Raw genomic sequence first — 23114 nt, 5'->3', positions numbered from 1 at the left:
CTTTAATCAAATTAGTTAGTTAAATTATTACAGTTTCTTGTAAGACCGCCGATTAGTAATAGAACAAGTTGTAGAGTAATCACTCGTCAATGCATAATATTATGTTTAAATACGTTAATTTTTTCATAAAATATTGAAGTCGTTTAAGGCTATTGTAGTGTAAATAAAGGCTTTCTTTATTTAATCAGCTTAATAGTGTTAATAAGTGTATTAGTAGTGAAGTCAAAAGGAATGGATAATGTCTTGGTTTAACAAACAAAAAAGCAAACAACATCAAGTAAGTGAAACAGGAATAAAAATACTACAGTTAAGGGCATCTGAAATATCTTTAGACCGTCTAGCAAACTTAGATTTTCAAGAGTATAAAACTCAATTGATTCTTGCATTTATTTCACCAAACCTTGATTTCGAACAGACGGTAAAGTCCATTCAAAATGCGACACCATTTTGTTCCAAGGTAGTCGCTATGATGACCGCTGGTGAGTTGAACAGCCAAGAAAATAACTTTTACCAAACTACAGAGGGCAATTGGGACTCTATTGTTTTACAGAGCTTTAGTGACAGTGTATTTGCCGATATTGAAATTAAAACCATACCTTTACACTGTGAAGACTTAAAGCAGGGCAAAGCAACCAAATCAAAAACCGATAGAATTAAAGCGATTCAAAATGAAATTGAAAAAGTTTCTTTGAATATGTCGGTCAACTACCAAGATACGGTTGCCATGACGTTTATGGATGGATTGTCAGCCAGTGAAAACTTCTTCATGCAAGCCTTGTACGATAGCCAACGTTTTCCGTGTCACTTTATTGGTGGCTCTGCAGGTGGGAAACTGGACTTTCAAAAAGCGGCTGTATTTGATGGTAACAAAGTGGCAGACAATGCCAGTGTCGTTATCTTTACTAAACTTGCACCTAATATCCGCTACGGTATATTGAAAACGCATAACTTCCATAAAACAAACAAATCATTTTATATTGCTGAGTCTGACCCTCAAAAACGCACAGTAACAAGTGTTATCTCCAAAGACACGGGCAAGGTAGAGAACATAGTTGATCACCTTTGTCAGCATCTTCGTTGTACGCCTGATAAATTAGAAGCTAAATTAACTGGGTTTTCATTTGGCGTAGAGATCAAAGATGAATTATTTATACGTTCAATCTCCGGCATAGATGTTGAAAACAAAGTATTAAATTTCTTCTGTGATTTAGACTTTGGTGACGAACTTATTTTAGTTGAAGCTAAAGACTTCGCTAATAGCACCAAACAAGCCCTAGATGAGTATTTAAGAAACAAACCAGCTCCAATTGCCATGTTAGCCAATGACTGTATTCTACGACGTGTTAATAATAGTGATAAGTTAAATCAACTAACGGCATTTAAAAATATTAAAGCGGCAGGTTTTTCCACATTTGGTGAGCTTTTGGGCGTGCACATGAATCAAACGTTAACCGCGCTGTTCTTTTTCAATGTGGAAAATGGCGAACGGTTCTCAGATCCATTGGTTGATAACTTTCCAATTCATTACAGTAACTACAAACAGTTCTTTTTATTATCAAAAGTTAACAGCTTAATGCAAATAAACAGATTACAAAGTCACTTGATTGAATGTTTATCTGAATATCGTCCATTATTAGAAAGTGTATTAACAAGCTTCAACGGCATTACTAAAAACTCGCAACAAACCGAAGTCATTATTAATGATGCAAGTGGTGCGTTTTACGATCTAAAAGACGATATAACATTACAAGAAAGTAAAATGAGCATTTTAGGTAATGATGTACACGAACTAAAAGAAAGTTCAGATCAAGTATTAGCCATTTTAAAAGTTATCTCGGCTATCGCAGATCAAACCAATCTTTTAGCGTTAAATGCGGCTATAGAAGCGGCTCGAGCTGGTGAAGCTGGCAGAGGTTTCGCAGTTGTTGCCGATGAAGTACGCCAACTGTCTAAAAATACACAACATAGTCTAGACCAAACCAGTGACACTATCGCATCGGTTACTAAGTCAACCACGGCAATAGAACAAACGGTCGGTGTAATTGAAGACTTCATGTCTAGAATGAGCTCAAGTACGCTTAAATTAACAGAGCAAATTGAAAGCTTAAGAGATGCATCTGCAACAACAAGTAAAGATGTAGACGCTAATGTTACAGCAATCACTAATATGTCAGACCGTGTAGCGGCTATTGGTGAAGAAGTAGAACTCATTGAACGTCTAAAAATAGCCAATAACCTTTAGTTTTCATGTTTAATTTAAACAAAGGATAGAGCTATCACCTTAGCTAACTATGATTAACTGATGTTATTAATAGGCATAAAAAAAACGCGACATAAATCGCGTTTTTTATTTCTGTTTAACGTATTAAACAAGAACTAAATTATTAGTCCTTAGGGTTTCTATAACTCACTTTATAAAAGATACTATATAAAACAGGCACTGCAATGAGCGTTAACACAGTTGCAAACGTTAACCCGCCCATAATTGTCACCGACATATCTGCAAAGAATGCATCTGACAACAAAGGTGCCATGCCTAATATTGTAGTAATAGCAGCTAGAGCAACAGGGCGTAAACGGCTAGAACTAGCCGTTACAATCGCAATTCTAGGATGTTTACCTTCAACAATCTGCAAGTCAATCTCTTCAAGTAATACAATCGCATTCTTGATCAACATACCAAACAAGCTTAAGAAGCCTAACAAAGACATAAAGCCAAACGGCATATCAGTCAGTAATAAACCTGTTACAACACCCACAATAGCCATAGGTACGATTAACCAAATAATAAGCGGCTGTCTAACACGGCCAAACAAGAGTACCGAGATTAAAAACATAACTAAGAATCCCATAGGCAAGCCTTTACCTAGTGCTTGTTGTGCCTCAGCTGCGTTTTCGTATTCGCCTCCCCATTCAAGTTTATATCCATCTGGAATATCAATAGCTTCAATTTGAGGCTTTATTCTAGCGAATGCTTCACCTGCGGTTTCTGAGAAACCAGGGTCTGATTTAACCGTTATGGTACGGACTCGGTTTCTATGATGAATTTGAGTTTCTTCATTAATTAGCTCAACACCAGATGAAATTTGTTGAAAGGGCACATATTCCCTTTGTTCACTACTCCACACTTGGCTTTGTTCAATAGCTTCAACCTCAGATGTCTGAGAATTCGCCATTTTAGCTTTAATTTGATAACTATAATCGCCATCTTGCAGTCGAGCTAACTCTAATCCGCTAGATGCATATTGAACCGTTTGACTAAAGTCATTGCGTGACACCCCCGCAATACCAGCACTAAACGAGTCATAATTAGTATTTAACGCTAATCCTTTCTCGCGCCAGTCATGACGAATGTCTTTAATACTGCCATCTGCTCTCATAAGTGCTTCAGCTTTACCAGCTAGCTCTCTTAATACTGTTGCGTCTGGGCCTGAGAAACGTGCCGCTAACTTAGCGCCACCGCCAGGTCCAAACTGAACACGCTCAACATAAAATTCAGCATCTAAATCGGTTAACTTTAGTTTTTCCAATAGTTTAGGTATTAAGGTTGGGATCTGATCTTTAGTATGAGTCTCTATTAAAAACGTACCGTAACTTTCGTTAGGGGTTTGTGCTTGATAGGTTAAGGTAAATCTATCTGCGCCTCGGCCAATAAAGGTAGATACAATATTCACTTCTTCAAAACCAAGTGCAATCTTTTCAGCCGCAACCATAACGTCTGTGGTTTGTCTGATATCTCTATCTTGAGGTCCCCAATAATGCACATAAAATAAAGGGGTATTAGACGATGGGAAGAAACCTTGTTTAACCAGACCAAAACTACCAAATGCTGTCACAGTAATTGCCAATAATCCGCAAACCGTTATCCATCTGTGTTTTAAAGCAAAATGAAGAACTTTCAAATAGCCTTTATAAAAAGCACCGCTGTTTGCATCGTTTTCGTCATCGTTGCCCGTTTTATAAAGGTACTTACCAAGTAATGGCACTAAGGTAATTGCTAATACCCAACTTAACATTAACGATACTAATACCACGGCAAACAATGAGTACAGGAATTCACCGGTGGCATCATCGGACAAGCCAATACCAGAAAATGCAGCAATACCGATAACCGTGGCACCCAATAATGGCCATTGAGTACGTTTAACAATAAAAGAGGCGGCTTCAAGTGCTTTTTTACCTTGGCGCATCCTCAGCATCATGCCTTCAGCGACCACAATCGCATTATCAACTAACATCCCCATGGCAATAACCATTGCGCCTAACGATATGCGTTGTAGTTGCAGTCCCATTAACCACATGATCAACACTGTGCCCATTACGGTCACGATTAATACAGAGCCAACCACAACACCTGAACGCCAGCCCATAAAGAGCATTAATGTAATCGTTACAACGGCCACAGACAGTATTAAATTATCAATAAAGCCTTGTACAGATTCATCAACCAAAGCAGCTTGATCATAAATAGGGGTTAGGGTGATACCAGCTGGAAGTTTAGTTAAAATACTATTTACTTTGTTCGTAACAGCCTGTCCAACTTCAACAATATTCACGTCGTTTAATGCCGCAACGGCCAATGTAATTGCTTCATGGCCTTGATAACGAACTAATACAGGTTGAACATCGATTGGTTCAAACTTTAATTCAGCAAAATCACGGATTTTAATCGACTTATTTGAACCTGGTACAACTAAAGGTAAGTTATAAATTTCTTCAATATGATTAACCGAACTATCAACTAGCAGTCTTACTTTACGGCCTTCAACGTTTAACCGTCCGCCATTAAAGGGTTTTAAGTTTTCTTGTAATAAACCCATAAGATCAGGGAAAGAAATACCTAAACCAGCAATTTGATAAGGGTTTATATAAGCGACTAGTTGTTCTTGTTGAACACCACTAACTTGAACTTTAGCGACGCCGTCGGTTACTAATAATTCACGTCGAATAATTCGAGCAAATTCACGTAACTCATAAGTTGAAAAATCTGGAGCGCTTAACGCGTAGTACATACCATATACTTCACCAAAGTCGTCATAAACCGCAGGTTGTTGAGCGCCGGTTGGTAAATTTTTACCCGCATCATTTAAGCGTTTTCTAACTTCATCCCAAATTTGAGGCAGTAAGTCTGAGTCATAGTTAGACTTAACTTCAAGGGTTATCTCAGAAACACCAGGCTTAGAAATAGACTCTAATTTTTTCAGCTGTGCCATTTGTTGCAAAGCAATTTCTAATGGTTCTGTGACTTCTCGTTCTACTTTCTCAGCGCTAGCGCCAGGGAACTGGGTTACTATTTGTACGACTTTAATGGTAAACGCGGGATCTTCTAGTCGACCAATGTTACTTAATCCAATCAAGCCACCAAGTACAAATACAACAACCATTAGCCATGTATTGACTGGTTTTTTAAAGGTGTAATTTGCAATGCCCATAGTTTAGCGCTCCGCCGTATATGGTTTTACAACTAGACCTTCTTGCATCTTAGTTGTTCCTGCAGCAACAACAAAATTACCTTTTTGGATGTCACCGCTTATTATTGCATAGCCTTTTTCAACTTTAAGAACTTGAATCTGCTTATTGCTTACTTGTTTCGTTTTCTCATCAAATACCCACACATTAAAGCCTTTCGCTTTATTACCGTTGATAGCGGTAAAAGGGATGATTAATTCAGACATAGATCTTTGTTGATTAGCCACTAATTTAACAATTGCTCTAGCGCCAGGAGTCAGCCTTTGTTTTGGTGCTGAGTGAGCCGCAAATACCACTTTATAGGTTTGAGTTACTGGGTCTGGCATAGTGGAATGTTCAACATATTCTAATTCGTATTCTTTATCAGGTGCTGATAATGAATGGGCTGTAGCTTTGATAAGTGAACCTGTTTTATAAGCGCTTAACAATCTTTCTGGTATGTTGATATTAAAATATAACTGTGAGATATCTTGCAACTTAGCAATGGTATCGCCAGCTTTTACATAACTATCGTTTTCAACCAGTCGTTCTGAAACTTGAGCGTCAAAAGGCGCGGTTAAACGGGTGTAACTTAAGTTTTGCTTGGCGTTATTTAGCATGATTTCAGCCAATTCAAATGCAGTTTCAGCACTATCCAATTGGCTTTGCGATGCGACGCCTTTGCTCAGTGTTGACTTTATGCGTTTTAAATCTAACTCTGCTTGATTGAATCTGGCTTTAGCTTCTTTAACTTGACGCTGGAAAGGGATTGGATCTATTTGAGCTAATAATTGGCCTTTTTTAACTTGGCTGGCCGTCCGTAAATGAACCTCGCTCAAACGACCAGTTACTTCAAAGCTCATATTTATTGTTTTTACTGCGGTTACTTCGGCAGGAAAAGACATTTGGCTTTCTTCTGGAATATTAGAAACCACAGCTAATTTCACTGTTTGAATTGGTTTTACTTGTTGTGCATCGTCCTTGTTACCCCCACACGCTGATAGTATTGCCAAAGTGGCAACAAGAGCGGAAAGACGAAACGTATTAGTTGTCATCGACTTTATGGAGGCTTTTTTGTTATCTGTCATTTTATTAGTCCAGGTTATATAAAGCTTAGGAAAATAGGTAAACAATAATCCATATATTAAAACTGCAAGTAAACTGCTCGGTTTAGTTTAAGTGAATAATTTATAAAGTAAATTCTTTAGTTCAAGTTAAGCGTTGCAAAAAGCAACCAGCTTTAGCGTTAGGTTGAATACTAGCGTCTTTCTTAATTAACATCAGGTAACTGATATCGAGTATAAATTAATTAGCTAGCATAAAGCTGTCTCAGAACCGCCGGCAATAAATCCGGTAAATCTTCGGCTAGTAAGCCTGGGCCAAAAATATTGGCCGCCTCACCATGAAACCATACGGCAGCAGCGGTGGCCATAAAAGGCTCCATACCTTGTGTTAGGAGTCCAAGTATAATGCCAGCCAAAACATCACCTGAGCCTGCCGTTGCTAAAGTAGCAGGTGCGTTTTTGTTGCTAATCGTACGACCATCAGGTGCGGCAATGACAGTTTCACTGCCTTTAAGTACCACTATGGCACCGCTGATTTTAGCTGCGTTGCGAGCTCGACTTATTTTGTCATCACACGAGTCTATATTAGGGAATATACGAGCAAATTCACCTTGATGAGGTGTCAGCACACATACACCATCAATAGCTGCAAATAACAATTGCGGTTCTTCCTTAAAAGAAGAAAGGGCACCTGCATCTAATACGGTCGCTTTTTTCGATTTAAGCATTGCTAATACTCGAGCTCTTGTTTCCTCGCCAACACTTGCGCCTGGGCCAATAAGTAACCCAGTAATGCGTTTATCTGCAAGTATAGTATCAAGGTCTTGTAGTTTGGCTATAGGGGTTACCATGATACTAATTAGTGCGCTGGCATAAACCATTAAAGCCGTTTCATTTTGACTAACATCCACTGCAACTGTGGTTAATCCAGCCCCTATACGCGCAGCCGCTCTAGCCGACATACGTGCAGCTCCTGTGGCTGGCCATCCACCCCAAATTAAAGCGTGGCCTCGGGTAAACTTGTTACCATCTTGCTGTAACACAGGTAGTCTATCTGCCCACAACTCTGGACTATTTTGTTTAACTAGTTGGTTCATTACTTAGGCTCACTCGTGTATTGAAACGTTTGTTTTAATGTACTTAACGTCAAACTAATTGGGTAGTGATCTGAGGATTTTATATGGGTATGCACTTGCGCATCTAATACGGTTAAGCCTCGGCAGTAAACATGGTCCAGGTGTTGTAATAAATGGCTTAACCTTGGCTTACGCTTGATATTCACTTCATCTAACTGAAACGACTTTGCTAGTTGATTAAAGTAGCGCAGCCTTTTGCCATTCCATGTATTAAAATCTCCAGCTAATAGTATGGGTCCGTTATGATCGGCTAGAGATTGGAAAACTTGGTCTAAGTGCACACTGAATTTTTCAAACGTAACAAAGTTAATAACATGACAATTTACCACAAGTAATGATTGGCCTTTATTATCTAATGGGTAGACAGTTGCCAGCGACATTTTTTTGGTTTGTGATATTGGTTCATGGTGTTTTGATACGCAAAAGTAATGTTCTTGTGCTGCCACGTTAGAACCTGTTTTTACGCCAGTGTCTATATCGGTTTTTACCGTTTTAAAACTGCGCGCCATAATCCATTCGTGACGTAACGATTGGTTAAAGTGGATGTCAAAAGGGGTGTTTAATATCGCCTCTTGTAATAAAACTAAGTCTTTGTCCCACACTAAATTGATGAAATCGTCCTGCCATCCTTTTCTTTTACATTTAAAAACATTCCACAGCAGTACTTCTATATTAGGGCCAAGTACCAGCTTGGGCGCACGGCCCATAAGCTTTAGGGACTCAACTAATTTATACCTGTGTTTAATCATAATGTATTTCCGTTTAAAGGCCCTTATTTATAAGAGGTCTTAGCTAGCCGTTTTTGGCTATCAATTAGCATTTAGTCTTTGTAGATCTAATACCACTACATATATGGCGAGAACAAACGAAATAAATTGTTTCTGATCTTCTTATAAATCGATAATTTGTTCATTTGTGACTGCACAACAAGTGACGAGTTTAGTTTCTTCTTGGTAAAAAAATCGGTCAGTTGGCTATTCAGTTTTTTGTCGAAGCACTCTAAATTGATCTCAAAATTGAATTCCATACTTCTCGCATCCCAATTGGTCGAGCCAATGAATGACCAAACATCATCAATAATAACGATTTTACTGTGATCAAAAGGCCTGTTGTTTTTATATATTTGTATTCCGTGTGCCATTATTCTAGAAAAGTTAGCTTCCATTACCCAATCGACAAAAGGAATATCACTGTGCTCAGGCACAATAATCTGAACAGAGACACCTCGCATAGCTGCACTGTGCAGAGAATTCATCAAGGTTTGATCTGGTATGAAATAGGGCGTCATGATCTTTACGGTTTTTTGTGCGCACACTAAGGCATTAATTAACGTCCAACGTATTTTGTTATGATTTTCATCTGGGCCATCTTCAATGACTCGGGCAAAAACAGTTTGTTCAGTGGCTTCCAGTTGTTTATTTAACGCGGTCTGTTCTTTATAGCTTGGGAACTCAATTAACTCGTTGGTGGTGAAATACCAATCTTTGATAAATATCTGACTTATCTGGTCAATGACCGGACCGGTTATTTTAAACTGAATATCATCAATCGGGCTTGCTGATGATTCAACTAGATTATCTTCACTTATGTTCATCCCACCGACATACGCGACTTCACCGTCAACGCAGAGGATTTTCCTGTGGTTTCTTAAGTTAATAAAGCGAATACTACTGAGGGATATCGCGGGTAAAAAACTGGCTGTTTTTACCCCCATCTTTTTTAATGCCCGGTTTGATTTATGCCAGCTATAACCAATACCAATTCTGTCGAGTAATACGTTGACCGCAACGCCTCGTTTTTGTGCTTGTGCTAACGCATTGATAAATTGGCGTCCAAGCGAGTCGTAATCAAATATATAACTAGATAAAACAATACTGTGTTTTGCATCATCAATAGATTGAATCATAGCTGGGTAGGCCGCATCTCCATTAATAAGAGGTTCAACGGTATTACCTGCAAGATAATTGACCGGATGAATTTTATGTCCGGCAATAATGGCACTGTGCCAATTAGGAGGGATGGGGCAATTAACTAGAGTATTGTCAAAGTTAGCTTGTTTGTCTTTTTGTTCTTGTTTACAAAGAACTTGTTTATTAAGGGCGAGCTGCTCGATATCGTAGTTCAGCTTCTTAGGGTGATTTTTTTTCGCTGAACGCTGAATTCGGTTTATACCAAAAAGCCAATAAAACAAGCTTCCTATCACGGGTGACAGTATAACAAGGCCAATCCAAGCCAAAGACGTGCGTTCATTTTCTTTGTACAAAAGTACATGTACCGATGTCACCAGAGATAAGCTAATATGGAAAATAACGATGAGGGTTACCCAGTTAACATAAATCCAATTAACCAATACTTCAAATATTTGCATACCGCTCTACTTAATAATGCGTGTCTCGTAACAATTGTATAAATAATGGAGAACAAAAGTGATTAAAGAATATTACAACAGTATCTCAAACTATTTAATGGAGGTGTTAAACTCCGATTATATATTCTTAATTATTTTGCTCACCACATCCGCTTCAATCGTTTATTTTATCGTTATAACTTACATCATTACACAAATGGACACACGATACTTTATTAGTAAAAAAGTATCGGCTAATGACAGTAAGAAAAATCATCAATTAACCCTAATGCGACATGCCGTAAATCACACAGTATTTTACATGGTGAAGGCAGCCGAAATAATTCTTGGGGTAATATTGATCCTATGTGGACTTGCCATGTTAGTTTTACCGGGACAAGGCATAATTACCTTGTTAATTGGTCTGAGCCTAGTTCCATTTCCAGGCAAAGATAAGCTTGAACGTAACCTTCTTGGCCGTAAATCAGTACAGTCGACGCTGAACTGGATCAGAATTAAGGCCAACAAAGAACCGTTTGTTTTTGATTAACGAAGACTAAAGAATATCCATTAATACATAGATTTAACTTATCAGCGCGATTAAATATAGTGCAAGATTATTGGGATAAAATTGTTTATGCTAATTCCATCTATTTTGTTAAAAACAAAATCATACAATTTAATACAATTAGCGAGTTCTAAATATATTAATATGAGCCAACTATATGAATAACCGATGGAAAGTGTAATTTGAACACCTTAATCAAACAGCGTCCTATGTATTATTTAAGCTTATCCATCATGCTATTTTTTATTGTTAACGCCGTTGTTTTTACCGTTAACGCTAAAGAACAAATCAATAATAAGTTTTCTGATACTGAAGATGGTGGCTTTTTTGAAGTTACAGCAGGAGTCGTAGCATTAGATAGTCGGTATATTGATGCGCCTAAAGATATAGGGTTAGTGGCAGATTTACGCTTTCGTTATTACTGGAATAACTTTTTTTTAGAATACGAAGGTTTTAAAGGATTAGGTTTCCCAGGCATTGGTTACAATTTTTATAACCAGAACGCATGGATGTTCGATGTCTTTATTACAGAAACCCATCCTGCGATTTTATGGGACGATGAAGGTCATATAGAAAATGGTGTCATTAGCGAACAAGACGGTTTAATTGGTATAACACCTAGAGATTCAGACGATAGAATTTCATTACGCGCGACTCATTTTATTGACGATACTACGGTTGTGAGAATTGTTGTAGCGCCAATATCAGATCTAAAAGGAATGGCAGATGTTAGTCCTTATCTAGCAGGTTGGTACGGTAAAACATGGCAACATAAAAACATGAACTTTCATGCAACATTAAATGCTCAATATTATAATTCCAATATGCTTGATTATTATTATGGTATTGCAGGAGATGATATCAGTGATAAATTTGAATCTTACAAAGCCAGTAGCGGTATATCCGTCAGTGCAGAGTTTGGAGTCGCATATCCACTGGCCAAAGATTGGTTGCTTGAAAGTTCATTAAAATTCACTCGTTTACCCGATAGCATTTATAACAGTCCTCTTATTAACACGCGCTTAGAATCCCAAGCTCAAATATCTGTAACCTATGTCTTATTTTAACGGAATAACCTTGAGGCAATTAAACACGTATCCCTATTTAATTATCGGTTTATTGATAATGATAACGGGTATGAAAAATACCTTTGCTCAAGAACAATCAGAGAATGTTGTAATAATGCAAGTTAAGCCTCAAACCTGTGTTTCCTTACACGAAGGGCAGGAATGTTTTGCTCAAATAGTCGTTAATTGGCAAGCGGATTTGGTTAATGATTATTGTTTATATAGCACACAAACACCAGATCCCGTTTTTTGCTGGGAAAACGTAAGCCAAGGTACGGTTGAATATGAATTAAATACCAAGGAAAACGTTCGTTTTATGTTGACTCAAGTTCCTAAAACTCGTTTTATGTTGACTTATAAACCGTATGCCATCATTGCTGAAGCTAGGCTCAATGTATCCTGGGTGTATAAAAAGAAACAAAAATCTCGTTTGTCATGGCGGTTATTCTAATGGAAAAGAGCAAGGTAAATATACTATTAGTGGAAGATGATAAATCTTTATCTGATTGGATTTGTGATTATTTAAGCAACAAGGACTTTAATGTAACCCAATGCTACAGAGGCGATGATGCGGTTAATTTAATCTTAAATACACAACCTGAAATTGTCATACTTGACGGCATGTTACCAGGCTTAGATGGCTTTGACGTATGTAAAACAGTACGCAAAAGTTATAACGGCAGCATCTTAATGCTAACCGCAAGAGATGAAGAAATTGACGAGGTATTAGGCTTAGAACTTGGTGCTGATGAGTACATGCTCAAACCTGTTCGTGCACGTGCGCTGTTAACTCGTATAAACAAATGCCTTGCTCGTAATACTGACAATCAAACCAGTGACACGGAGTTACCAACGCCAGATAAAACCCTATCTTTTAATGGCTTACACATTGATCCTATCTCACAAGAAGTCAGTTTAAATAATCAAGCCATAAAACTAACCTCAAAAGAGTTTGAAGTGTTATGGATCATAGCGTCTAATGCAGGAACAATTTTCTCAAGAGACATGCTGATTAGCCAAGTTCGTGGATTAGAATACGATGGCATGGACCGCACCATAGACATACACATTTCTAAATTACGTAAAAAATTGGGCGATGAGTCCAAAGATCCTAAAAAAATAAAAACCATTTGGGCTAAGGGGTACTTGTTTGTTCCAGATGCTTGGTAAATCTATGCGCCTATTAACCTTATCTTTAATCACTGGGGTGCTCGTTGCCACCATAGGTTTAGGGTGGGCGTTGGATAATTTGTTTTATTATTTTTCGCCCGATACAGACAACAACATACACAACATAACTACGCTGGAAACCATAGGGCAAGATCTATCCACAACCCTTAATGATTTAGAACAACCAAAAGCATTCATTAATAATTGGCCTAAACAAGGTCACTTTAACCTGGTTTATTTTGAAAGTAGCGACATCCAATTACCACAAGCCCTCATGACACAAGTCAGAGAAGGGCAACCGTTACTGTTAACAGATGATAATGAAATAAGCCTTTATTACTTTTTATCCAAACATAATAGTTGGTTAGTTGTTAAATCAACCTTGATTGATGATGGCTCAAATAATGCCAGTATTAAGCTTATATTAACCTTAGTTTTTTATGCCTTTCTTATCTTCTTTATTTGGATGTGGACTCACCCTTTAATCGCACGATTAATTAATTTACGCAACACAGCTCAAGCCTTTGGTAAAGGGCAGTTAGAGCAAAGAATAGAAGTAGGCGCGGTATCTTACGTTAAAGACTTAGAGTTGGAATTTAATCAAATGGCACAACGTATCACTAACTTAGTGAATGACGTGAAATTAATTGGCAGCGCGGTCTCTCACGATATGCGAACGCCATTAGCCAGAATGCGCTTTGGTATAGACACCATAGCTGAAGAAGAAGACCCAGCTCAACAAAAACGGTATTTACAGCGCTTAGGGCAAGACGTTGATGAGATGACAAAGTTAGTTGAAGTGTTGCTAGATTATTCGCGTTTAGAACAAGTTATGATCAATCTAGATAAAACATCCGTGAATATCTCTAAGTTAGTTGAAGGTTGTATTCACAATAAACAATCAGACAAGACTCAGATATTATTCGATTCACAAAAGCAATTAGACTTCCCTGATGAAGATGTAATGGTGACAGGTGATAGTAAATACCTAAGTATTTTGATTAACAACCTATTACAAAACGCCATCAATTATGGAAAAAGTACCGTCCATGTAAAACTGTACCAAGACAAAGATAATATATGTTTAACCATAGCGGATGATGGTGCAGGATTTAATGACAACCATCAAGATATGTTAAAACCCTTTGTACGTGGCAATGCCGCAACTGACATTACAAAAGGTTACGGTATGGGTCTAGCCATTGTGAACAGAATTACTGAATGGCATAACGGTCAACTTAAGATAACTCGTTGTGAAACATTACTAGGCGCTAGAGTTGAAGTAAGACTGCCACGTTAATACCTAAATACCTAGTACGCCAATACCTAGACCGCTAAGCACTTAACCTGCAAGTACGTAACCTTCAAACGCTTAGCCCGTAAGTACATATCCCGTAAACAATTAGCCTCTAATAAAAAAGGGTTACATAGAGATTGTTTAAATTTCTATGTAACCCTTTTGTGTGTTTTGACCTTATAACTAAAACTGTGTAAAGCATTTAACAATAGAAACTAGAAGGTAATACTAAATCCTACAGATGGTCTAATAACAAAGTCATCGGTGTTTTCGACAATAATCAAATCGTCTGTGGAGTTAACCTCTTGATAATCTAAATCAATAGATGCGGTATTTTCTTGTCCATACGCATTCATTATTTCAAACACCCACATAGCGTCAAATCCCCAAACGGTTGTTTTACGTTCCACTCTCACATCTAAACGGTGTGCCAAGTCAAAACGTTCAGTGAAGGCCTCGCCATAAATTGGTTGATAGCGGTCATCGTAATCTGGGTTTTCTTTAACGCCAATAATAGGGGTGTAAGGTTGGCCACTTCTGCCAGTAAAGTTGAAACCCGCAGTCCAATCGTCGTTAATTTTGTAGTTAAATACCATGTTAATAACCACAGGTGTATCTGCGTAATAGTTAATGTCCGTATTAGTACGTAGATTAGTGCGTTCACTTTTAGAATAACTCACTGACAACCAGCCATACCAATTGTCGGTAATGTTCTTATTAATCAATAAATCAAGGCCATATGCAGTACCAGACACATCATTACTGTATAACAAGTCAGCATCAGCTTGGCTGTCATCAAGGGCTAAAGGCAAGTCATTCATTTCCTTGTAATAGCCTTCAATAGACCATATCCAGTCATTGTCTAAGTCTTGTTCAAAACCAAGCGTAAAATGCTCAGCCGTTTGTGACAACAAATTTGGATTACCCACCTTAGGCACTATTTCATCGGTATTCTGTTGGCGACTGTAAAGTCCATACTTAGCTTTAATGATGCTGTTGTCGCTAATAAAGTAATTAACCGCAACCTTAGGCTGTACAAAGTCTTCATCGGTATAATTATAATGTTGCCACTGCACACCAAGCTCTAACTGCCAAAAGTCATTAACGGTAAACACATCAGACAAACCAATAAAGTGACTACTTGTATCTATTGATATCTCATCACTGACTCTGTCACCGTTATCACCACAATTAGGATCGATTTCCGTACAAATCTGTAAGAAAATATCATACTCATATTCTGTTGTTTGATCGTAATAAGCCGCGTCGGCTAATAGTTTATGGCTATCGTTTAAACGGTAACTTAAACGTGATTTATAGGTTAACTGCTCTTTGCTTTCGTCAACATAAATACCATTTGGTGACTCTGCATTTTTACCTATGCTCAGCACTTGGCTGTTATTTAATGAGCCAACACCTAATTTAAACTGCAGGTCTTTACCATAATGATCCCAAATAACGCTCTGACTGGTAAATTTCTTATTAAAGTCTGCATCGCCTGCAAACTCAGGAGAACGCAATGAAATATCCGATCTCTCTGTTAGGTTAATACCCGCTTTATCTTCTGCACCCGTTACTGACACAGACAAGACATCGTTAGATGTCATATCCCATACCCATTTACCTTGATAATCATTGTCATCAAAAGGCTCGTTAACTGTGATGGTTTCCTCATCGTCTAATGTATCTCCGGCACCAAAGAACACAGGCAACATACTTTTACGGGCGGAGAAGTAAAAAGCACTATTTTCAGTTACTTCACCTTCCATAAAAACACCAAAATTAAACAGACTAAAATCAACAATGGTTTTTAATTCTTGCTGCTTAGGAGTACGTAAATTAACGTCAAATACTGCACCGGTAGCATTGTTATAACTGGTGCCGTAACCCGCAGACAGTAATTGAAAGTCCTGTATTAAGTGCTTATTAAAAATAGACTGACCAAAGTCATGAAAAATATAGCCCGCAGGCATAAAGTCCACTTCAAATAAATTATCATCTGGCGATGACCCTCTAACTGCAGGTGAAGAGCTAGAACCTCCAGCTGCAACAATTCCAGGTAAAGCAAACGCAGCCTGTAATGGATCGCCACCCGCACCAGGCATAACAACTAATTTGTCAGCACTTTCTGTTATTTCAGACATAACACTGGTGCGCCTACGAACAACACCAATGCGTTCGATTTCTTGCTCTTGTTTAGGATCAAGTTTAGATTCTTGTTCAGGCTCAGCTTGTTCAAAAGCCATAGCGTAAGACTCTGTGTTTTCGACAGGCTCTGCCTTCACACCAAAAGAGTCAGCAAAAACGGTAGGGCTCAAAATACTTGCGATAAGCAAAGATAGCGGGGTGAGTGAAGTTGTTATTCTCATTAAATAAACCTAGTCATAGTTGATATTGCAGGCAAGATTACTCGGTTTAGTTATCTAAAGTTGTAAGGGTTATATATGAAAATGTAAGGAAGTGTAGGGAGACGACTGACTATTACTTAAAAAGCATGACCTAGGTCATGTTTTAGTTAAATTGTGTACATATTATTCTAGTGTCGTTGGAGAAAAGTTTTATAGTATTGGTGCATAAGATAAGTACGCAAAGGCCATTGCCCCCAAGTAAGTGCCAAAAACCTAAAGCAGCTTATTGTTACATTTTACTGATGGTACTGAACTTTACATAAATAGTGCGTTTTTAATATTTAAAATGCACTGAGTTGGAGATATCTGTGGATTTTAAAGATTATTATCAAATAATGGGCCTTGCCCCAGACGCCAGTTTGGCGGAAATTAAACGCACCTATAAAAAGCTCGCTCGCAAATACCATCCAGACGTAAGTAAAGAACCCGACGCAGAAGTTCGTTTTAAAGAAGTGGGTGAAGCTTACGCTGTACTAAAAGATCCTGAGAAACGCGCAGCTTATGATAAATACGGTAAAAACTGGGAGTCAGGACAATCTAGTCCACCACCAGATTGGGATTCAGGCTTTGAATATCGAGGCGGTCAAACTGGAGGGCAATCAGGCGGACAAAACCAAGAAGATTACAGTGATTTCTTTGAGTCCATGTTTGGCGATCGCTTTGGCCAAGAGTTTGGTTCCAATCAATCTGGCCAACAACGCAGACCTAACAATAACCGTGGTGAAGACAGTCATGCCAAAGTAACCATTGAACTGGAAGACGCTTATAACGGTGCAGCACGTAGCATAACCTTGCAATCACCTGAGGTTGACCAACAAGGACGCGTCGTTAATAAACAACGTACGTTAAAAATAAAAATCCCTAAAGGTGTTAAACAAGGGCAAAAAATTAGGTTATCTGGTCAAGGCAGTCCAGGCTTTAATGGTGGGAAAGCGGGAGATCTTTACCTTGAGTTGGCGTTTAACAGCCATGCAATTTATCGGGTAGTACAGCACGACGTTTATCTCGATTTACCAATCACGCCTTGGGAAGCTGCATTAGGCGCAACGGTCAAAGTGCCAACACCAGCAGGCTCAGTCGATTTAAAAATTGCCCCAGGAACTAAAACGGGTCAAAAGCTTAGATTAAAATCTCGCGGCATTCCGGCTAAAACACCTGGCGACTTGTATGTGGTCACACAAATTGTTTTACCTGCGGCCGACACAGATGAAGCCAAAGCTCTCTATAAAAAAATGCATGACGAGTTAGACTTTAATCCACGCAAAGCACTAGGAGTATAGACTGATGAACGACATTATATTACAGGGTGTACTACTAGATGAAGATACTGAATTTTCTCTCGAGGAGTTTTGTTACGCCTGCTCCAGTCCAACAACCTGGGTGGTTACTTTAGTTGAAGTAGGGGTGTTAGACCCAGTTAACTATCAACAAATATCGTTAGAGGAACAAACCCAATGGAAGTTTTCAGCTGATAGCCTAAAACGAGCACGCACAGCAATGAGACTGCAGCGAGACTTAGGAATAAATGAAGCTGGGATCGCTCTGGTTTTGGACTTACTTGAAGAGATTGAAGTACTTGAGTCTAAAGTTGAAAAGCTGAGCAAAACTAAATAGCTCAACAATAACGAAGCGAAAGCTAAACACATAAAATGGATTAAAAATGGCAAAGCCACAATTGTTTTTCAACCCGCTAAAAAACCTAACCAATCAGTTTGATAAATTGGTTAATGGTCGACTCTGGCTTAAGGTGTTATTTGCCTTAGCGCTGGGAGTTATTTTAGGCGTTTTACTGGGGCCTGATCTCAACTTAGTGTCTGCGGGAACAGTAAAGATCATCACGGCTTGGTTAGCTCTGCCGGGTCAGGTGTTCTTAGCGGTTATCCAAATGATAGTTGTGCCGCTTGTTGTTGCGTCGATTGTTAGAGGTTTAGCGGCTAATAACAATCCAGCCGCCATGAAACAAAATGGTCTTATCGCATTAGTGTTTATTGCTATCTCTACAGCATTAGCCGCAGCTATTGGTATTTTATTGGCTCTGAATATTCAACCCGGAAACTTTGTTGATGCCACAGCGTTAATTGATGCCAATATTACCCCTGCGGTAAATGCCGTTGCTACTGGTTTCCCTGATGCGTCTGAATTTCCAGATAAAGTCTCTGCATTAATTCCTAAAAACCCACTTGCCTCCATGGCTTCTGGTGAAATGCTGCAAGTTATACTATTTGCTGCTGTATTAGGTGCTGCATTGTTATCCATTCCAGCGTCGCAGTCTAAGCCATTATTTGATTTATTAGGTGCATTACAAGAAGTGAGTTTACGGATTGTTTCCTGGGCAATGTTGTTAGCACCTTTAGCTGTTTTTGGTTTAATAACCAAACTCGTGGCCAACCTTGGTTTAGATGTGTTAACCGGAATGGCCATATATATGGCAACGGTAATACTAGGACTTTTTATCATTTCCATTGGTTACATTATTGTTGCCAAATTCACCTTAGCCCAGCGCTCTCGTGAGTTCTTTGGCAACGTAAGAGAGTTACTGTTATTAGCATTTTCAACCAGCAGCTCAGCGGCGGTTATGCCAATAACCTTACAAGTAGTAGAAGATAAGTTACATGTAAGACCGGATGTTTCTCGATTTTTAGTGCCATTAGGCGCCACAATCAACATGACAGGTACCGCACTTTATCAAGGCGTTGCCACTGTATTTTTAGCTCAAGTGTTTCACGTAGATTTAAGCTTAACTAGCTATGTATTTATTGTCACTATGTCAGTTGCTGCCTCAATTGGTTCACCGGCAACACCAGGAGCAGGGATCATCATATTAAGCATGGTACTTGAAGGCGTTGGTATTCCAGCGGCGGGAATCGCGTTAATACTTGGTGTTGATAGAATATTAGATATGTGCAGAACGTCGGTTAATGTTTTAGGTGATGTGGTTACTTGTACCACAGTTCAATACTTCACTAAGGACGCTAACAAAGGTGACGTTATCTCGCCTCTGGAAAAAGAGAATGAATGAGTTCACTTTTTAAATTCAAAGGTTAATGTTAGTTTACCCATATAAGCAAAGTTTAAAAAAGTTAACATGAAATTATTACTAACCGCGACTAATGCACTTAATAAATGGTTAAACACAGACTTACCTCGCTTGCCCCTTGAAGAGGGTAAGCAAGCTGGGGTGAATACATTAATGTCCGATGTTAAAACCTTCAGCTGGCAAGTGCATATTATTGATAATCAACATCTGTCATATCAAAAAACAATTATTGCTTGTGAAGCCAATAGCCGTTTTTTGTTTTTCATTCCAGTCACAACAAGATCATCACAGCAAGAATTAACAGAGGCTCTACAACGTAATTGGCAACTGACGCTTGCAGCAACACTAGAAAACTATCAATTGATGCCTAATAGTGACATTGCTTATTTGTTAAGTGTTTTGTCTCAAATTAGCTTTACACCTGAGTGGGTGAAAAATAACGATTTGAGCATTAATGGCCATATTTGTGATGCCGCTCTTTGGATAAGCCAAACACTTGAAGAGAATGAACTTGATAGCTTAACGCCAGAACTGGCATTAGAGTTAACCTGCTATTTAAATACCCAAACTAAGCGTGTCACTAACAAACAAACCAGACATAAAGAAAAATTCATCCCCATTGAACAGTTATTAATTTATTGCAAAGAAATAATAAGCAGTAACTCAACACCTGCAACGGATAGCAAAACCTATAGCGAGCTTGATGCTAATACCGACGCTAAGACAAGTGCTGATAGCGGTGTTGATACAAGTGATGATACCGACGCTAAGACAAGTGCTGATATTGATAAAAAGAGCAATGTTATTTACATGAGCGAATACAAGCATTAACTTATGGATTAAAAGCATAAAATAAGTGTTTTGGGCTTTGGAGGCAAGGGCAGTTTCTACCATATTCAAGTAAACGGCACATTAGGTCATTTATCATCTAAGACCCGTTAGCGCCATTATTATAAAACGGAAGTCTAGTAAGAGATTGATGGATCTGATATTAATAGATTAAGTATAAAATGAGAACATTTTGGGTAGGAAATGACCCAATCGCTCACTATTAAATTGTTAGGCACCAAAAAAAAGATTGAGAGCTTTGCATATTTTTACCAAGCAAGGCCTGGTGACTCCCTTAAGGATATCGGCGTTTAAGTGTTGTTATTTGACTACTAAAGAGCAGAGGCTTGGAACGAATCACCCACAGAAAACATCAAAACTAAAGAAAATTCGCGAAGAAAAAATAGCCAGTTAAAAATAGGGATATTTATGAAATACACGTTATCGATATGGAAAGGTTTAGCGGAGGTGAACAATGATAGAGAGCTATGAACTGAAAAGTGTTGCTAGTTATGATGCTGTAGGGATAAAAGTTACAGGCCTTAAGCCCATTAATTTTTTTTATGGCGCTAATGGTTGTGGTAAAACCACTTCTTCTAATTATCTTGCTCAGCCTTTTAATGAAAAATTCACTCAATGTTCAGTACGTTGGGTGGCCGATCAAGCATTAAAGACCCTTGTTTATAATAAAGAATTTAGAGAAGCGAATTTTGTAGGCTCTAATGATATTGCTGGTGTATTTAGTTTAGGTCAGGCTTCAGCAGAAGAAATAGCTTTAATTCAATCTAAAAAAGAAGAATTAGATAATTTTAATCAGCAACAAAAACAGCAGAAAACAACCTTAGATGGGAAAGAGTCGGAACTGGAAAAGCAAACAGCTAACTTCCAAAACGTCTGTTGGGCTGTTTATAAACAGTATCAGGATGACTTCAATCAAGTTTTAAAAGGCTCTATTGGTAGTAAGAAAGCCTTCATGAATAAAGTTATAACTGAAAGTAATGCAGATAGATCTTTAGTAGAGCTTAAAGAACACGCAAGCCTATTAAATAAAGCAGAAACCCTATTAGGTGAAAGGCCATCGACTTTTCCAAGAATCCCTCTTGTAACATCTACAAATATTAGTGGTTATGAACAAAATGATATTTGGGAAAAAGTCATTGTAGGTAAAAGTAATGTTGATATTGCGGCTTTGATCACACATCTCAATAGCAACGACTGGGTAAGTATGGGACAACAATTCATTGAAGATGAGACCTGCCCATTTTGTCAAAAAGAAACAATTGATAATGATTTTAAAGCACAATTAGGGGCATTTTTTGATGAAACGTTTGTTGAAAATAGTCAAAGGGTATCGTTATTTGAACAAAGCTACAAAAAAGAAGTAGACCGATTATTAAATCACTTTGAACAGATTCAACAAACGGAAAAGTCTAACCCTGACAGTAAACTTGATATAGATGGGTATGATAACTTCTTGTCGATACTTCAAAGTAAATTTAAATCTAATCATTTAATTATGTGTTCTAAAGTAGAAAAAGTCAGCATGCAGATAGATATTGATGATACTCACATTGAAATAGAAGAGCTAATAGCGCTAATTGCCACAGCCAATATAACAATAAATTCACACAATCAACTTGCTACAAATTACGACTCTGAAATATCAACATTTACAGCAGAGGTTTGGCGGTTTTTAGTGGTTCAGGTTAAAACCGAGATTGCGGAGTATAAGAAAAAAAGTAAAGGAACGAGTAAGGCTATTGCTGGTATCAGCAAGCTAGTTAAAAAAAGACAATTAGGTATAGTTGCTCTAGATGCTGAAATTAAAGAGCTAAGCAAAAATATGACCAGTGTTCAGCCTGCTGTTGACGAGATAAATCGAATGCTTAAAGCTTATGGCTTTACTAATTTTAGTATTGTTCCATCAACGGTACTACCCAACCATTACAGCATAGAGCGAGAAAATGGTGACTTAGCATTAGCTACCTTGAGTGAAGGTGAGGTTACTTTCATTACTTTTCTTTATTTTATTCAATTAGCCAATGGTGCCTTAACCCAAGAGAGTGTAACTGAAGATCGGGTATTAGTTATTGATGATCCAATATCTAGTTTAGATAGTAATGTGCTTTATATTGTCAGTGCAATTATCAAAAAGTTAACCCGCGAGATCAAAGAGGGTTCAAGTATTAAGCAGCTTTTACTATTTACTCATAATGTATATTTTCACAAAGAAGCTTCATATCAAGGTGGTCGTTCAAACGGTTGTAATAAAACCCACTTTTGGATTCTAAGAAAAGCAAATAATATAACGAGTATTCAACCGTATAACGACAAAAACCCCATATCCTCATCTTATGAGTTGTTATGGAGAGAAATTAAAGACCGCAAACCAGGTTCATCAATAACTATTCAAAACACTATGCGAAGAATACTGGAAAATTACTTTAAGATACTAGGTGATTTTAGTGATGAAGATATTGTTGAGAAATTTGAAAGTGTTGAAGAACAACAGATTTGTAGATCACTACTGTATTGGATAAATGATGGCTCTCATTGCTTACCCGATGATCTATTTATTCAGGAGGTTGGTGATTCTACAGAGCAATTTGTTGGTGTTTTCAAGAATGTATTTAATTACTCAGGTCACTTAGCACATTATCAAATGATGATGGGAGAGGAAGTGACTATTCAAACATCAAACGTAATAACTATTGAGAACGCTACTGAAGTTGCTTAGTCGTAGT

17 protein-coding genes and 1 pseudogene are annotated in these 23114 nt (G+C 38.0%); 12 read left to right on the top strand and 6 right to left on the bottom strand.

Going from position 1 to position 23114, the window contains the following annotated elements; genetic code table 11:
* Window positions 1-238: 238 nt before the first annotated feature.
* Both BTO11_RS16720 and BTO11_RS16715 read left to right on the top strand, forming a co-directional pair.
* Window positions 239-1411: pseudogene (locus BTO11_RS16720) on the top strand (FIST signal transduction protein); the annotation flags it as partial.
* A gap of 24 nt (window positions 1412-1435) precedes the next feature.
* Window positions 1436-2242, top strand: coding sequence for a methyl-accepting chemotaxis protein (locus tag BTO11_RS16715; protein ID WP_425319647.1), 807 nt, complete (start codon window positions 1436-1438; stop codon window positions 2240-2242).
* Between the two features lie 142 nt (window positions 2243-2384).
* Here BTO11_RS16715 and BTO11_RS11940 read toward each other — a convergent pair whose 3' ends face one another.
* From BTO11_RS11940 to cls, 5 genes are all read right to left on the bottom strand, one after another.
* Window positions 2385-5432 (bottom strand): efflux RND transporter permease subunit, encoded by a 3048-nt coding sequence (locus tag BTO11_RS11940; RefSeq protein ID WP_105052816.1) that lies wholly within the window; start codon window positions 5430-5432, stop codon window positions 2385-2387.
* A 3-nt stretch (window positions 5433-5435) separates the two neighbouring features.
* Window positions 5436-6536 (bottom strand): efflux RND transporter periplasmic adaptor subunit, encoded by a 1101-nt coding sequence (locus BTO11_RS11935; protein ID WP_105052815.1) that lies wholly within the window; start codon window positions 6534-6536, stop codon window positions 5436-5438.
* Between the two features lie 221 nt (window positions 6537-6757).
* A complete protein-coding gene (locus tag BTO11_RS11930; RefSeq protein WP_105052814.1) occupies window positions 6758-7609 on the bottom strand; it encodes an NAD(P)H-hydrate dehydratase in 852 nt (283 codons plus the stop codon).
* On the bottom strand, window positions 7609-8397 hold the full coding sequence (locus BTO11_RS11925; RefSeq protein WP_105052813.1) for an endonuclease/exonuclease/phosphatase family protein: 789 nt from the start codon (window positions 8395-8397) through the stop codon (window positions 7609-7611). Before BTO11_RS11925 ends, BTO11_RS11930 begins: the two co-directional genes overlap by 1 nt.
* 95 nt (window positions 8398-8492) lie before the next feature.
* A complete protein-coding gene (gene cls, locus BTO11_RS11920; RefSeq protein ID WP_105052812.1) occupies window positions 8493-10016 on the bottom strand; it encodes a cardiolipin synthase in 1524 nt (507 codons plus the stop codon).
* Window positions 10017-10074: 58 nt separating this feature from the next.
* On the opposite strand from cls, the gene BTO11_RS11915 reads away from it, so the two are divergent.
* From BTO11_RS11915 to BTO11_RS11895, 5 genes are all read left to right on the top strand, one after another.
* Window positions 10075-10545 (top strand): hypothetical protein, encoded by a 471-nt coding sequence (locus tag BTO11_RS11915; protein WP_181135967.1) that lies wholly within the window; start codon window positions 10075-10077, stop codon window positions 10543-10545.
* 200 nt (window positions 10546-10745) lie between these two features.
* Window positions 10746-11630, top strand: a complete 885-nt coding sequence (locus BTO11_RS11910) for a MipA/OmpV family protein (RefSeq protein ID WP_105052811.1) — start codon at window positions 10746-10748, stop codon at window positions 11628-11630.
* Between the two features lie 70 nt (window positions 11631-11700).
* Window positions 11701-12081 carry a DUF3019 domain-containing protein gene (locus BTO11_RS11905; protein ID WP_181135892.1) on the top strand — a complete coding sequence of 127 codons (381 nt, stop codon included), beginning with the start codon at window positions 11701-11703 and terminating at the stop codon, window positions 12079-12081.
* Window positions 12081-12800, top strand: a complete 720-nt coding sequence (locus BTO11_RS11900; RefSeq protein WP_105052809.1) for a winged helix-turn-helix domain-containing protein — start codon at window positions 12081-12083, stop codon at window positions 12798-12800. The genes BTO11_RS11905 and BTO11_RS11900 overlap by 1 nt, the downstream gene beginning before the upstream one ends.
* A 4-nt stretch (window positions 12801-12804) precedes the next feature.
* Entirely contained in the window at window positions 12805-14100 is a 1296-nt protein-coding gene (locus BTO11_RS11895; protein WP_219846468.1) for a HAMP domain-containing sensor histidine kinase, read from the top strand.
* Window positions 14101-14312: 212 nt separating this feature from the next.
* On the opposite strand, the gene BTO11_RS11890 is transcribed toward BTO11_RS11895, so the two are convergent.
* The gene (locus BTO11_RS11890) at window positions 14313-16466 is read right to left on the bottom strand and encodes a TonB-dependent receptor plug domain-containing protein (RefSeq protein WP_105052807.1); all 2154 of its coding nucleotides are present in this window, start codon (window positions 16464-16466) and stop codon (window positions 14313-14315) included.
* A gap of 347 nt (window positions 16467-16813) precedes the next feature.
* Here BTO11_RS11890 and BTO11_RS11885 point away from each other — a divergent pair, with 347 nt between their 5' ends.
* The 5 genes from BTO11_RS11885 to BTO11_RS11865 all read left to right on the top strand — a co-directional run bounded on the left by BTO11_RS11885 (window position 16814) and on the right by BTO11_RS11865 (window position 23107).
* Window positions 16814-17785 carry a DnaJ C-terminal domain-containing protein gene (locus BTO11_RS11885; RefSeq protein ID WP_105052806.1) on the top strand — a complete coding sequence of 324 codons (972 nt, stop codon included), beginning with the start codon at window positions 16814-16816 and terminating at the stop codon, window positions 17783-17785.
* A gap of 4 nt (window positions 17786-17789) precedes the next feature.
* Entirely contained in the window at window positions 17790-18119 is a 330-nt protein-coding gene (locus BTO11_RS11880) for a chaperone modulator CbpM (protein WP_105052805.1), read from the top strand.
* A 46-nt stretch (window positions 18120-18165) separates the two neighbouring features.
* Window positions 18166-19524: a dicarboxylate/amino acid:cation symporter gene (locus BTO11_RS11875; protein ID WP_105052804.1), complete on the top strand. Its 1359-nt coding sequence runs from the start codon at window positions 18166-18168 to the stop codon at window positions 19522-19524.
* Window positions 19525-19590: 66 nt separating this feature from the next.
* Window positions 19591-20373 (top strand): amino acid adenylation, encoded by a 783-nt coding sequence (locus BTO11_RS11870; RefSeq protein WP_181135891.1) that lies wholly within the window; start codon window positions 19591-19593, stop codon window positions 20371-20373.
* 472 nt (window positions 20374-20845) lie between these two features.
* Entirely contained in the window at window positions 20846-23107 is a 2262-nt protein-coding gene (locus tag BTO11_RS11865; protein WP_105052803.1) for an AAA family ATPase, read from the top strand.
* Window positions 23108-23114 lie beyond the last annotated feature (7 nt).

Origin of the sequence: Psychrosphaera saromensis (assembly GCF_002954545.1) — a bacterium.
Classification (GTDB): Bacteria; Pseudomonadota; Gammaproteobacteria; order Enterobacterales; family Alteromonadaceae; genus Psychrosphaera; species Psychrosphaera saromensis.
Note: the sequence above shows the minus strand (reverse complement) of the source record. Positions and strands in the feature narration are given on the sequence as shown.

What these genes read in the sequence shown, in the direction of transcription:
- BTO11_RS11895 (WP_219846468.1), top strand. Translation starts at nt 12,805, where the DNA reads ATGCGCCTATTAACCTTATCTTTAATCACTGGGGTGCTCGTTGCCACC.
- cls (WP_105052812.1), bottom strand. Translation starts at nt 10,016, where the DNA reads ATGCAAATATTTGAAGTATTGGTTAATTGGATTTATGTTAACTGGGTA.
- BTO11_RS11875 (WP_105052804.1), top strand. Translation starts at nt 18,166, where the DNA reads ATGGCAAAGCCACAATTGTTTTTCAACCCGCTAAAAAACCTAACCAAT.
- BTO11_RS11870 (WP_181135891.1), top strand. Translation starts at nt 19,591, where the DNA reads ATGAAATTATTACTAACCGCGACTAATGCACTTAATAAATGGTTAAAC.
- BTO11_RS11880 (WP_105052805.1), top strand. Translation starts at nt 17,790, where the DNA reads ATGAACGACATTATATTACAGGGTGTACTACTAGATGAAGATACTGAA.
- BTO11_RS11935 (WP_105052815.1), bottom strand. Translation starts at nt 6,536, where the DNA reads ATGACAGATAACAAAAAAGCCTCCATAAAGTCGATGACAACTAATACG.
- BTO11_RS16715 (WP_425319647.1), top strand. Translation starts at nt 1,436, where the DNA reads ATGAATCAAACGTTAACCGCGCTGTTCTTTTTCAATGTGGAAAATGGC.
- BTO11_RS11890 (WP_105052807.1), bottom strand. Translation starts at nt 16,466, where the DNA reads ATGAGAATAACAACTTCACTCACCCCGCTATCTTTGCTTATCGCAAGT.
- BTO11_RS11940 (WP_105052816.1), bottom strand. Translation starts at nt 5,432, where the DNA reads ATGGGCATTGCAAATTACACCTTTAAAAAACCAGTCAATACATGGCTA.
- BTO11_RS11900 (WP_105052809.1), top strand. Translation starts at nt 12,081, where the DNA reads ATGGAAAAGAGCAAGGTAAATATACTATTAGTGGAAGATGATAAATCT.
- BTO11_RS11905 (WP_181135892.1), top strand. Translation starts at nt 11,701, where the DNA reads ATGAAAAATACCTTTGCTCAAGAACAATCAGAGAATGTTGTAATAATG.
- BTO11_RS11930 (WP_105052814.1), bottom strand. Translation starts at nt 7,609, where the DNA reads ATGAACCAACTAGTTAAACAAAATAGTCCAGAGTTGTGGGCAGATAGA.
- BTO11_RS11925 (WP_105052813.1), bottom strand. Translation starts at nt 8,397, where the DNA reads ATGATTAAACACAGGTATAAATTAGTTGAGTCCCTAAAGCTTATGGGC.
- BTO11_RS11865 (WP_105052803.1), top strand. Translation starts at nt 20,846, where the DNA reads ATGATAGAGAGCTATGAACTGAAAAGTGTTGCTAGTTATGATGCTGTA.